The organism is Nonomuraea dietziae (genome assembly GCF_014195505.1).
Classification (GTDB): domain Bacteria; phylum Actinomycetota; class Actinomycetes; order Streptosporangiales; family Streptosporangiaceae; genus Nonomuraea; species Nonomuraea roseola.
In genome coordinates this window covers 7,059,507-7,071,198 of the sequence record NZ_JACIBV010000001.1, presented here as the reverse complement: position 1 = coordinate 7,071,198, position 11,692 = coordinate 7,059,507, and the positions used below count along the sequence as shown (strand labels likewise).

Genomic DNA, 11,692 nt, shown 5'->3' with positions numbered 1-11,692 from the left:
CCCGGCCCCGCGCGTCACTGCTCGGCCAGCGCCCGCCGTACGTCCTCGTCGGCGGGGGCCAGCTCCCTCGCCCTGACCAGATCGGCGCGCGCCTCCTCCAGCCTGCCCAGCGCCCGTAGCGCCACCGACCGGTTGAAACGCAGCTCGGCGCTCTCCTTCAGCTCGATCGCCCTGGTCAGGTCGGCGACCGACGAGGCCAGGTCGCCGTTCTCGTAGGAGAGCACGCCCCTGGCCGCCAGCGCGGTCACCATGGAGGGGTCGCGTTCGAGCGCGGAGCCGAACGCCTTGTAGGCCTCCTCCGGGTTCCCCTCGGCCGCCTCCACCTGCCCGAGCGCGCACAGGAGGTAGGGGTTGGCGGCGTCGCGCTCGGCGTCGGCCCTCGCCCTGCCGTACTCGCCCATGGCCACCAGCAGGCCGGCCCTGTTGACGTAGGCGTCGGTGAAATCGGGGTCCAGCTCGATCGCGTAGTCGAGGTCGGCCAGCGCCCCTTCCAGGTCGTCCTCGGCGAACCGCAGCTCGGCCCTGTTGTAGTAGGGCTCGGGGAAAGGGGGGCCGACCCGCATCGCCCGCTCGTAGTCGGCCAGCGCCTCCTGCGACCTGCCCAGCTTGACCAGCAGGTTTCCCCTGTCGAGGTAGTAGTCGGGGTAGCCGGGGTCGGCGGCGATCGTGTGGTCGAGGTCGGCCAGCGCCGCCGTGCTCGTGCCCCGAAGCAACGCCCTGTTGGCGCGCAGGACCAGCTTGTGGATCGGCTGCTCGCCGGGGCCGAGATCACGCTCGGCCAGCTCGATGGCGCGTTCCACCAGCTCCGTGGCCTCCTCGAAGCGGCCCCTCCGCACCTGCACCAGCGCCTTGCCGTTGAGGTCGAAGCTCAGGTGGAAGGCGCGCAGCCGAGTGTCGGGCAGCAGGTCGGTGATCGTGATGGCCTCGTTGATCCAGGCCAGCGCCTCCTCAGGGTCGCGCATGGCCGGGTCGTGGTGCCTGACCAGCAGCATCGCGGTCGCGTACGCGCACGTCGCCCGGTGCTTGGCGGTGACGCTCACCCGCCTCGCGTGGTCGAGCAGCGCCCGCGCCTCCTCCTCCCGCTCCAGCGCGGCCAGGGCCGTGGTGGTCCTGTGCAGGATCGTCCACCACTCCTCCGAGTCCTCGGCGAGCTCGGGCAGCAGCAGGCCGCCCGCCTCGGCCATCGCGTGGTGGAAGCCCTCGTTGCGGTAGCGGTCGGTGTCGAGCGGCAGCGTGCCGTCCCTGGGCGTGCTCGGCCCCTCGACGACCACCAGCAGCTCGGCGGGCACCCTGCGCCGAAGCACCTCGAGGAACTCGATGTCGGTCGCGTCGGCCTCGCCCGCGTTGGCGACCGTGACCGTCAAGGGGCCACCCCGGGCCAGGTGGTCACGGACGAACTCGGCCAGCCCGTTGGCCAGCCGCAGCGTACGGCGGGGCGCCGGCACCAGGATGCGCTCCTCCTGCGCCACCCTGTCGGCCAGCGACGTGCGGCTGGCCGGAACGAGCTCCCTCAGCCCCGGCGCGGCCGCCCTGATCTCGATGTCGTGCGAGTGGACCAGCTCGGGCCACCGGGCCAGCGCCTCGGGCACGAGCACGTGCAGCAGCCCGCCGGCCAGCGTGTACGGCCCGCGCAGCCGCCTGTCTGCGTCAAGAACGATCTGGTTCATAAGATGCGGAAGGGAGCCGATGCCCTCACCGTAGGCACCGACTCCCTCAGCCTTGGTCAGGCCGCGTGCTTCGGAGTCGCGGCACCGGTCAACCTGACCGTGCCGGGCTTGTGAACAACGACCTTCTTCATACGGCCTTCTTTCGGATCAATGACAGACGATCGCCCAATATCAACACGGGAACGGTGTACCCACAAGCCCCTGACCGGTAAGGGACATTTCCCTACTGGTTTCCCTACTGTCGCTTAAAGAGCGAGCTATTCGCCTGGTCAGTCACCCAGGATGGCGTCGACGAACACCTCGGGGTCGAAGGGCGCCAGATCGTCAGGGCCCTCTCCGAGCCCCGCCAGCTTGACGGGCACGCCGAGCTCCCGCTGCACCGAGATGACGATGCCGCCCTTGGCCGTGCCGTCGAGCTTGGTCAGCGCGATGCCCGTGATGTTCACCACTTCGGCGAAGACCTGCGCCTGGCGCATGCCGTTCTGGCCCGTCGTGGCGTCAAGGACCAGCAGGACCTCGTCGACCGTCGCCTTCTTCTCGATGACGCGCTTGACCTTGCCGAGCTCGTCCATCAGGCCCGTCTTGGTGTGAAGCCTGCCCGCGGTGTCGACGATGACCACGTCGACCTTGTCCTCGATGCCCTTGGCCGTCGCGTCGAAGGCCACGGAGGCGGGATCGCCGCCCTCGGGGCCGCGCACCACCTCGGCGCCGACCCTGTCGCCCCAGGTCTGCAGCTGGTCGGCCGCGGCGGCGCGGAAGGTGTCGGCCGCGCCGAGCACGACCTTCTTCCCGTCGCCGACCAGCGAGCGAGCCAGCTTGCCCGTGGTCGTGGTCTTGCCCGTGCCGTTGACACCCACGACGAGCACGACCGCGGGACGCTCGCCGTGCTTGGCGACGTGAAGGGTGCGGTCGAGGTTGGGGTCGATCTGCTTGAGCAGCTCCTCGCGCAGCAGGCCGCGCACCTCCTCGGGGGTGCGGGTGCCGAGGACCTTGACCTTGGTGCGCAGCTCCTCGACCATGGCCTGGGTCGGCGCGACGCCGACGTCGGCGGTGATGAGGCTCTCCTCGATCTCGTCCCAGACCTCATCGTCGAGCCGGTCTCTGGACAGCAGCTCCAGCAGGCCCTTGCCGAGGGCGCTCTGCGAGCGTGCCAGGCGCGAGCGCAGCCGCACCATCCGGCCCGCGGACGGCGGAGGAACCTCGAGCTCGGGCGCCTTGATGACGGTCTCGGCCGGCTTGACCGGTGGCGGCACCGTGGTGGTGCTGCCCTCCTCCTCCGGCGCGGGCGGCTTGACCTGCGGTTCGGGCGCAGGCTTCACCTCGGGCGGCTCGGCCGGCGGGGGCACGGCCTTTCCGCCCGGCCTGAACAGGAAGAACATGCCGCCGGCCGCCAAGAGGGCGACGACGACCACGATCACGATGATGCCGAGGTAGTCGTTCACAAGCACTCAGTTTTCCAGATCGTCCGGGATGGTCACGCCTTACGACCCACCCTGGCGAGTCAGACCTTTTCCCTGAGCCGCTGGGAGACCACCTGGGTGACACCGTCGCCGCGCATCGAGACGCCGTAGAGGGCGTCGGCGATCTCCATCGTCCGCTTGTTGTGCGTGATGACGATCAGCTGGGAGCTCTGCCGCAGCTCCTCGAAGAGGGTCAGCAGCCGCTGGGTGTTGGTGTCGTCGAGGGCGGCCTCGACCTCGTCCATCACGTAGAACGGCGAGGGCCTGGCCTTGAAGATCGAGATCAGGAACGCCACGGCCGTCAGCGACCGCTCGCCGCCCGACAGCAGCGACAGCCGCTTGACCTTCTTGCCTGGCGGTCTGGCCTCCACCTCGATGCCGGTGGTCAGCATGTTGTCGGGATCGGTCAGCACGAGCCTGCCGTCGCCGCCGGGGAAGACCCTGGAGAAGATCTGCTCGAACTCGCGGGCGACATCCGCGTAGGCGGAGGAGAACATCTGCTCGACCCTGTTGTCGACCTCCTGCACGACGGTCATGAGCTCGCGCCTGGTCTTCTTGAGGTCCTCCAGCTGGGAGGTCAGGAACGCGTGGCGCTCCTCCAGCGCGGCGAACTCCTCCAGCGCCAGCGGGTTGACCTTGCCGAGCTGGTTCATCTGCCGCTCGGCGGCGCGCATCCGCTTCTCCTGCTCCGCCCTGACGTAGGGCACGGGAGGATCGCCTGGCACGGGCGCCGCGGGGCCGTACTCGCCGACCAGGGCCTCGGCCTCGACGCCGAACTCCTCCAGCGCCCGCTGCTCGAGCTGTTCGAGCCGGAGCCGCTGCTCGGTCCTGGCCACCTCGCTGCCGTGGACCCTGTTGACCAGTTTGTCGAGCTCCTGGCTCAGCTCGCGGACCCTGACCCTGACCTGCTTCAGCTCGGCGTCGATCGCCACCCTGGCCAGGTCGGCCTCGTCGCGCTCGCGCGCCGCCCGCTCGACCGAGGCGCCCAGCGCCTTCAGCACCTGCCTGGCCCCGAGCGCCACGGCTTCGGCGACCACCGCCTGCCTCCTGCGCCGCTCACGCTGCGCGGCGGCCGTCAGCCGCTCCTGGCGCTCGCGCTGGGCGGCCCTCACCAGGCCCTCCGCTCTGCCCGCGATGCCCTTGACCCGCTCCTCGGCCGTGCGGACCTGCAGCCTGGTCTCCATCTCGCCCTGCCTGGCCACCTGGCAGGTCGCGGCCAGATCGTCGCGGAGCTCGGTGGTCGGCTCGGTCTCGAGCTCCTGGGAGTACTCGGCCTCGGCCAGCTCGATCTCCAGCTCCGAGAGCTCGGCCAGCCCCTCCTCGCGCGCCTCCTGCGCCGCTCGCACGCCGCCCGCGAGACGCTCGGCCTCATCGGCCGCCGCCTTGGCCGCGGCGCCGAGCTGGGCCAGCCGCCGCGCGGCCGCCGCGTTCGCCTGGTCGGCCTCGCGCTGGCGCGCCCTGACCTGGTCGAGCGTGCCCTGGGCGGCGTTGACCCCCGCCTGCGCGCCACCTGCAGCGGTCTGCGCCTCGTTGACATGCGCCTGTGCGGCCTCCAGCGCCGCCTGGGCGGCCTGCTCGGCCTGGACCGACTCCTCCAGCGCGGTCGCGGTGTGCTCGGCCCGCTCCCTGGCCTCCTCCAGGTCGGCGACGGCGTCGTCGAGGGCGGCCCTGACCTGCAGCACCGAGGTGCCGCCCGCGGAGCCGCCGACCGCCAGACGCGAGCCGACCAGGTCGCCGCCGCGGGTGACGGCCCTCAACTCGGGATGCCGCCCGACCAGCGCGCGGGCGTCGTCGAGGTCCTGGACCACGACCACGTCGGCGAGCAGGTGGTCGACCGCCGCTCTGAGGTGGTCGGGCACGCCGACCAGCTCGGCGGCCCACCGCGCCTCTCCTGTCAGCTCGGCCCGCGCCCCGGACGAGCCCGCGGGCGAGGGAGAGCCTCCTGAAGCGCCTGCCACCAGGAGCGTCGCCTGGCCCGCCTCCTTGGCTCTGAGATGGTCGAGCGCCTCCACGGCCGCGCCCACCGACTCGACCGCCACCGACTCGGCGACCGAGCCCAGCACGGCCGCGATGGCCACCTCGAAGCCCTGCGTCACCGTCATCGACGCGGCCAGCGGCCCGAGCACCCCTGGCAGCCCCGCCGCCAGCAGCGCGGCGCCGCCGTCGGCCCCCTTGGCCAGGCCGAGCTCCAGGGCCTCACGCCGGGCGTCGAGCGCCGCGACCGCGCGCTGGGCCTGCTGGTCGGCGGCGCGGGCCGTACCGACCGCCGACTTGGCGGCCTGCAGGGCCGCGCGCGGGCCCGCCAGCGCCTCCTTGGCCTGCTCCACCATCTCGCGGGCCGCCTCGGCCAGCGCCCTGGCCTCCTCGACGGCGCCCTGCGCGGCCGCCAGCTCCTCGGCGAGCGCGGGATCGGCGGCGGGCTCCTCGCTCTCGTGCTCCTCGAGATCTTCGCGCGCGCGCTGGGCCCGCTGCTCGGCCTCGGAGAAGGACCTGCTCAGCCTGCCGATCTCGTCCTCGGCGGCGCGCGCCCTGCTGCGGGCCGACTCGACCCGCCCGCGCAGCCTGGCCAGCGCTTCGCGCCGATCGGCCGCCGCCCTCGAGGCCATGGCCAGCCGCCGCTCCTCGGCGTCGAGCGCGGCCTCGGCCTCCTCGCGCCTGGCGACGGCCGCCTCGAGCAGCTCCTGGGCCTGCTCCAGCGCGGCCGCCAGCTCCAGCTCCTGCTCGCGGACCTCGGCCGCCTCGCGCTCCAGCTCCTCGGGGTCGCGCCCGCGCCGCTCGATGGAGGCAGCGTCGAGCGCGTGCCTGTGCCGCTCGGCCGCCAGGTGCTCCAGCCCGGTGAAACGCTCCCGCAGAGAGGCCAGCCTGAAGTAGGTCTCCTGGGCGGCGCTCAGCCTCGGCTGCGCCTCGGCCTCGGCCGTCTCCAGCGCCTGCTCGCGCTGCTGGCCCTCGGCCAGCTCTCCCTCGACCTGGGTCCTGCGCGTCAGGATCGCCGCCTCGTCGGCGGCCTCCTTCGCGAGGTTCTCCCTCAGGATGCAGACGTCGTCGGCCAGCAGCCGCAGCCGCGCGTCGCGCAGGTCGGCCTGGATGACCGCGGCCTTGCGGGCGATCTCCGCCTGCTTGCCCAGCGGCTTGAGCTGGCGGCGCAGCTCGGTGGCGAGGTCCTGGACGCGGGTGAGGTTGGCCTGCATCGCGTCGAGCTTGCGGAGCGCCTTTTCCTTGCGCTTGCGGTGCTTGAGGACGCCCGCGGCCTCCTCGATGAAGGCCCTGCGGTCTTCGGGACCGGCGTGCAGCACCGCGTCGAGCTGACCCTGACCGACGATGACGTGCATCTCGCGCCCGATGCCCGAGTCGGACAGCAGCTCCTGGATGTCGAGCAGCCGGCAGGTGTCGCCGTTGATCGCGTACTCGCTCTGCCCCGACCTGAACATCAGGCGGCTGATCGTGACCTCGGTGTAGTCGATGGGCAGCGCGCCGTCGGAGTTGTCGATCGTCAGCGTCACCTCGGCCCTGCCCAGGGGCGGCCTGCTGGAGGTGCCGGCGAAGATGACGTCCTCCATCTTGCCGCCGCGCAGCGACTTGGCGCTGTGCTCGCCCATGACCCACGCCAGGGCGTCGACCACGTTGGACTTGCCTGACCCGTTGGGCCCCACCACGCAGGTGATGCCGGGCTCCAGGCGCAGGGCGGTGGCGGAGGCGAAGGACTTGAATCCGCGCAGCGTGAGCGTCTTCAGGTACACCGAACGCTGCCCTCCCCTGAACCGACTGCGGGAAAGCCTACTGGCACGCGCCGCCCGCCGCTGGTCACAGCGATCCAGCGGTCAGGTGGGCAGTAAAAAGACCCCCGCGGACGGGGGTCGAAAAATTACGAGGGACGCCTCTCCGAGACGTCCCTGATTCGCGCTCCGACCTCTCAGGTGAGAGCCGGCTCGCGCTCCTGCAGGCGGCTGAACGCCTCATCGCGGGTCTGCGCTGCAAGAGCGTCGTTCTGTGCCTGGAGCCGGGTGAGTTCTGCCTCCAGGTCGCGGATTCGCTGCTGCAAGCGGCGCATCTCCGAGACCATCCGAGGGTCAGGACCGCCGACGTGGCCGAGTAGAGCCTTCGCCATAGTAAAGGGTCCTCCACGCTGAGTGACCAGACTGGTTCGCGCACTTCGTGTTCCGCGGGAGGGGTGCGCGTGGTACCTAACAAGAGTCGCACCGGCAGTGTGGGTGGTCAAGTCGAACGCACCGCACAGGGCTACCGTCGGGCACTCCCGACATATAAATATACCCTATTTGGCTGGTTTGGCGGAAGGGCTACCGCTCCACAAAGCCTCGCAAACTACCTCGGGCTTCACTCCAGCGTTCTACAACTCCATCGACTCGGCCGGGTGTGTCGCAACCCTTGATCAGCTCCAGGAGCTTGACTCCCGCCTCGCGAGGGCCCTCGACCACCACCTCCACCCGGCCGTCGTCGGTGTTGCGCGCCCAGCCCACCAGCCCGAGCTCCAGCGCCCTCGCCCTGGTCCACCATCGGAACCCGACGCCCTGGACGCGTCCGCGCACCCAGGCGGTCAGCCTCACCACGTCACTCATGATCCACTCCTGCCTGCTGGAACGCGCGCACCGCGGCCGTCTCCCCCTCCTTGCGCCAGACCAGGCCGAGCACCGAGTCGGGCAGGCCGGCGACCGGCACGAATGTGACGTCGTCGCGCCCGTGGTAGGCGGCCGTGGGGGTGCAGAAGAGCATGGCGCCCCTGTTCAGCGCGACCTGAGTCAGGCCTTCCTGGCTGGTGGAGACAGTACCCGCCGAAGGGATGGGCCGGCCCATCGGCGTGCTCGTGGGAGCGACGAGCTCACGCCACCTGCGGGGCGCGGGATCGTCGAGCCCGACCAGCGGCAGCTGCGCGAGCTCCTCGGCCTCGATGCGCGCCCTGTCCGCCAGTGGGTGCCGCGGGGAGAGGGCCACCTGCATCTGGACCTTGTTCAGGCCCGCTCCCGTCTCGAGGTCGGGCTCGTCCACGGGCAGCAGGGTGAAGCTCACGTCCACCCTGCCGACGCGCAGCTTGCCGAAGGGATCGGCCATCGGGACCTCGACCAGCTCCACCTCACAGGCCGGGTTGCGCCGCTCGAACTCCCTGACCGTGCTGGTGACGACCTCCGTCGGCGTGCCGAGGAAGCCGACCCGCAACACGCCCTCGACCAGCCGGGCGGCCGACCTCGCCCTGGTGAGCGCGGCCCCCAGCCCTTCGTAGGCGGGGCGCAGGTCGGCGAGGAAGCGCTCGCCCAGCGGCGTCAGCCGTACGCGTCTGCTGGTCCTGTCGAACAGCCTGGCGCCGACGCGGGTCTCCAGCGCCCGCACCAGCTGGCTGACCCTGCCAGGTGACAGGTAGAGCCGCTCGGCGGCCCTGGCGAAGTGCAACTCCTCGCTGAGCACGACGAAGCACTCCAGCTCCCTGAACTCCATCTACGACTCCTTAGCCTGACTAAACCAAGGCTTCGATCTTCGCCATTGTTCCCGCACGTCAGGCCCAGAACGCTGGGGGTCATGACGACAATCGAAACCGCCCGCGCGCCATGGCCTGCCGTGTCGTCCGTCGCGGTCGGCACCTTCACGATCGTGACCAGCGAGATGCTGCCCGTCGGCCTGCTGACGCCCATCGGCTCCACGCTGGGCGTCTCCGACGGCGTGGCCGGGCTGACCATGTCGGCGCCGGGAGTCGTCGCCGCCCTCTCCGCGCCCCTGCTGACCGTCGTGGCAGGACGGCTCGACCGGCGGATCGTGCTGATCGCGTTGATGGCCCTGCTGGCCGGCGCCAACCTCCTGGCCGCCTACTCTCCCACCTACGCGGTGATGCTGGTCGCCAGGGTGCTGGTCGGTGTCAGCATCGGGGGCTTCTGGGCGTTCGCCGCCACCCTCCCCACTCGGCTGGTGCCCGAGCAGCACGTCGGCAGGGCCGCCGCGATGATCGCGGGCGGTGTCTCCGTGGCGTCGGTGCTCGGCGTGCCGGCAGGCACCCTGATCCTGTCACTGGCCGGGTGGCGCACGGCGTTCGTGGCGGTGGCCGTGCTCGCCGTCGTGGTCCTGGTCGCGCTGGTCCTGGTGCTGCCGCCGCTGCCCGCCACCCAGGCGGTACGGCCCGCCCAGCTGCTCGCCGTCTGGCGCGACAGCGCGCTCAGGACCGCCCTGGTCGCCACCGCGCTCGTCGTGACGGGCCACTTCGCCGCCTACACCTACATCCGCCCGTTCCTCGAGCAGGTCTCCGGCGCGGGGCCCGCGCTGATCAGCGGCCTCCTCCTCGCGTACGGCGTGGCGGGCGTGGTCGGCAACTTCGGCTCGGGAGCCCAGGCCGCACGCGGGCCCAGGCAGATCATGGTGGTGCTCGCCGTGCTGATCGCCGTCTCCACCATGGGGATGCCGCTGGCGGGCGCCGCGATGCTGCTGCTGTGGGGCCTCTCCTACGGCGGCGTCTCGGTGACCGGACAGCTCTGGGTCGCCAGGTCGGGCGGCGGCGAGGCGGGCATGGCCATGCTGTCGTCGGTCTTCAACGCGGCCATCGCGCTGGGCGCGCTGCTCGGCGGGGTGATCGTGGACGCCGCCTCCCCCAGCGCGGTGATGTGGTTCGGGGCCGTGCTCGCCCTGCTCACCGCGGCTTACGCTGGCACCTGGGGCAGGAGAAGGACGATCGGTTCATGAACGCCTCACGCCTGATCGGCGTGCCGCACCTCGAGCACGGCTGGTCGCGCCTGCCGTACGCCTCGAGGGAGCGGTCGAAGTAGCCGCTCTCGCCGTTGACGTTGACGTAGAGGCTGTCGAAGGAGGTGCCGCCCTGCAGGAGGGCGGCGCCCATGACCTGGCGGACCGCGGCGAGCAGTTCGGCGATCTTCGGCTTGGTGAGGGTCTCGGTGGAGCGCGACCAGTGGAGCCTGGCGAGCCAGAGCGCCTCGTCGGCGTAGATGTTGCCGACACCGCTGATCAGCGACTGGTCGAGCAGGGCCCGCTTGATCTCCGTGCGCCTGGCCCTGAGCCTGCGGGCGAAGACGTCGTCGTCGAAGGCCGCCTCGAACGGGTCGGGGGCGATGTGCGCGATGGGCTCGGGCACGCCGTTCACCAGCGAGGTGAGCATGACGTGGCCGAAGGTGCGCTGGTCGACGAAGCGCAGGTCGTTGCCGCCGTCGGCGAAGGCCAGCCGTACCCTCAGATGCTTCTCGAGCACGGAGTCGGGCGAGACCACGAGCAACTGGCCGCTCATGCCGAGATGGGCGAGGATCGCCTCCTCGCCGTCGAGCGGCAACCACAGGTACTTGCCGCGCCGCTCGGCGGAGGTGATCGTGCGCCCCGCGACCAGGAACGGCCCGATCTGGCGTCGCACGGCCCTCGGGTGCAGGACCTCGGCGGCGCCGATCGTACGCCCTGTCACCCAGTCGGCCAGACCCCTGCGGACGACCTCTACCTCGGGAAGCTCAGGCATGCTAGCCCGCCGGCTGGCTCTCGCGCTGCTCTCTGCGGGCCCTGATGCGGGTCCAGGCCGCCTCGGCCGCCTGCTGCTCGGCCTCCTTCTTGCTGCGGCCCTTGCCCGATCCGTAGGACTCGCCGCCGACCCGCACCTCGGCGGTGAAGGACTTGGCGTGGTCGGGACCGCTCTCCTCGACGTGGTACTCGGGCACGCCCAACGCCTCCGAGGCGGTGAGCTCCTGCAGCGAGGTCTTCCAGTCGAGCCCCGCGCCCAGCGAGGCCGAGCGCGTGATCAGCGGGTCGAACAGCAGGTGCACGACCCTGAAGGCCTCGTCGAGCCCGAGGTCGACGTAGACGGCGCCGATCAGCGCCTCGAGGGTGTCGGCGAGGATCGAGGACTTGTCGCGCCCTCCGGTGCCCTCCTCGCCCCTGCCGAGCCGCATGAAGCGGCCCAGGCCGAGGTGGCGGGCCACGTCGGCCAGCGCGCGCATGTTGACCACGGCCGCCCGCAACTTGGCCAGCTGGCCCTCGGGCAGGTCGGGGTGGTTGCGGTAGAGCGTGTCGGTGACCACCAGGCCCAGCACCGAGTCGCCGAGGAACTCCAGGCGCTCGTTGGTGGGCAGGCCGCCGTTCTCGTACGCATAGGAGCGGTGCGTCAGCGCCCGCTCGAGAATGTCCGCGTCGAGCCTGACGGAAAGGACCCGCTCCAGCTCGTCTCTGGCGACCTCGACGGCCACCGGCTTGGGACCTGCGCCCACGTGTTACCTCCTCAGAGCATCTCTCCGAAGCGCGTGGGCGAGGGAACTGAGAGATGCCCGAAAACGTGGTGGGCGTCGGGGACCAGCCCCGGCGTCCACCACGGCCGCGGGCGAACCGCCGCCGCACGCACCTGAGACGGTGACGCCGACCGGAGCAGCATGGGCACCGGCCGGCATTCCGTCATTGTGCGATCAGGCAGACGGCTCGATGACCTGACGGCGGTTGTAGGTGCCGCAGGTCGGGCACGCGATGTGCGGCTGCTTGGGCGAACGGCACTGCGGGCAGCTCACCAGCGCGACAGCAGACGTCTTCCACTGGGCGCGGCGGGAGCGGGTGTTGCTCCGCGACATCTTCCGCTTCGGGACGGCCACG

At 71.3% G+C, this 11,692-nt stretch carries 10 protein-coding genes; 1 reads left to right on the top strand and 9 read right to left on the bottom strand.

Translation table 11 applies throughout. The features are described from left to right. Positions 1 to 14: 14 nt before the first annotated feature. From FHR33_RS33760 to FHR33_RS33735, 6 genes are all read right to left on the bottom strand, one after another. A complete protein-coding gene (locus FHR33_RS33760; protein WP_183656449.1) occupies positions 15 to 1,667 on the bottom strand; it encodes a tetratricopeptide repeat protein in 1,653 nt (550 codons plus the stop codon). 269 nt (positions 1,668 to 1,936) lie between these two features. Continuing rightward, positions 1,937 to 3,046 (bottom strand): signal recognition particle-docking protein FtsY, encoded by a 1,110-nt coding sequence (ftsY, locus tag FHR33_RS33755; protein ID WP_183660456.1) that lies wholly within the window; start codon positions 3,044 to 3,046, stop codon positions 1,937 to 1,939. A gap of 122 nt (positions 3,047 to 3,168) precedes the next feature. Continuing rightward, on the bottom strand, positions 3,169 to 6,864 hold the full coding sequence (gene smc, locus FHR33_RS33750; protein ID WP_183656446.1) for a chromosome segregation protein SMC: 3,696 nt from the start codon (positions 6,862 to 6,864) through the stop codon (positions 3,169 to 3,171). 173 nt (positions 6,865 to 7,037) lie between these two features. Continuing rightward, complete coding sequence (locus FHR33_RS33745) at positions 7,038 to 7,232, bottom strand: hypothetical protein (RefSeq protein WP_183656443.1); 195 nt, start codon at positions 7,230 to 7,232, stop codon at positions 7,038 to 7,040. A gap of 190 nt (positions 7,233 to 7,422) precedes the next feature. Further along, positions 7,423 to 7,701, bottom strand: coding sequence for an acylphosphatase (locus tag FHR33_RS33740; protein ID WP_183656440.1), 279 nt, complete (start codon positions 7,699 to 7,701; stop codon positions 7,423 to 7,425). Next, complete coding sequence (locus tag FHR33_RS33735; RefSeq protein WP_183656437.1) at positions 7,694 to 8,572, bottom strand: LysR family transcriptional regulator; 879 nt, start codon at positions 8,570 to 8,572, stop codon at positions 7,694 to 7,696. Before FHR33_RS33735 ends, FHR33_RS33740 begins: the two co-directional genes overlap by 8 nt. Positions 8,573 to 8,653: 81 nt before the next feature. On the opposite strand from FHR33_RS33735, the gene FHR33_RS33730 reads away from it, so the two are divergent. Further along, complete coding sequence (locus FHR33_RS33730; RefSeq protein ID WP_183656434.1) at positions 8,654 to 9,802, top strand: MFS transporter; 1,149 nt, start codon at positions 8,654 to 8,656, stop codon at positions 9,800 to 9,802. Here the strand turns inward: FHR33_RS33730 and mutM are convergent. The 3 genes from mutM to rpmF form a co-directional block, all read right to left on the bottom strand. Next, entirely contained in the window at positions 9,750 to 10,577 is an 828-nt protein-coding gene (gene mutM, locus FHR33_RS33725) for a bifunctional DNA-formamidopyrimidine glycosylase/DNA-(apurinic or apyrimidinic site) lyase (RefSeq protein WP_183656431.1), read from the bottom strand. The genes FHR33_RS33730 and mutM overlap by 53 nt on opposite strands. 1 nt (position 10,578) lies before the next feature. Further along, a complete protein-coding gene (gene rnc, locus FHR33_RS33720) occupies positions 10,579 to 11,298 on the bottom strand; it encodes a ribonuclease III (RefSeq protein WP_183660455.1) in 720 nt (239 codons plus the stop codon). A gap of 213 nt (positions 11,299 to 11,511) precedes the next feature. Next, positions 11,512 to 11,691 (bottom strand): 50S ribosomal protein L32, encoded by a 180-nt coding sequence (gene rpmF / locus FHR33_RS33715; protein WP_183656428.1) that lies wholly within the window; start codon positions 11,689 to 11,691, stop codon positions 11,512 to 11,514. Position 11,692 lies beyond the last annotated feature (1 nt).

Bases quoted from the DNA above. Each gene is read 5' to 3' on its own strand.
- FHR33_RS33760 (WP_183656449.1), bottom strand. From the start codon at position 1,667: ATGAACCAGATCGTTCTTGACGCAGACAGGCGGCTGCGCGGGCCGTAC.
- ftsY (WP_183660456.1), bottom strand. From the start codon at position 3,046: ATGTTCTTCCTGTTCAGGCCGGGCGGAAAGGCCGTGCCCCCGCCGGCC.
- FHR33_RS33745 (WP_183656443.1), bottom strand. From the start codon at position 7,232: ATGGCGAAGGCTCTACTCGGCCACGTCGGCGGTCCTGACCCTCGGATG.
- FHR33_RS33740 (WP_183656440.1), bottom strand. From the start codon at position 7,701: ATGAGTGACGTGGTGAGGCTGACCGCCTGGGTGCGCGGACGCGTCCAG.
- FHR33_RS33735 (WP_183656437.1), bottom strand. From the start codon at position 8,572: ATGGAGTTCAGGGAGCTGGAGTGCTTCGTCGTGCTCAGCGAGGAGTTG.
- FHR33_RS33730 (WP_183656434.1), top strand. From the start codon at position 8,654: ATGACGACAATCGAAACCGCCCGCGCGCCATGGCCTGCCGTGTCGTCC.
- mutM (WP_183656431.1), bottom strand. From the start codon at position 10,577: ATGCCTGAGCTTCCCGAGGTAGAGGTCGTCCGCAGGGGTCTGGCCGAC.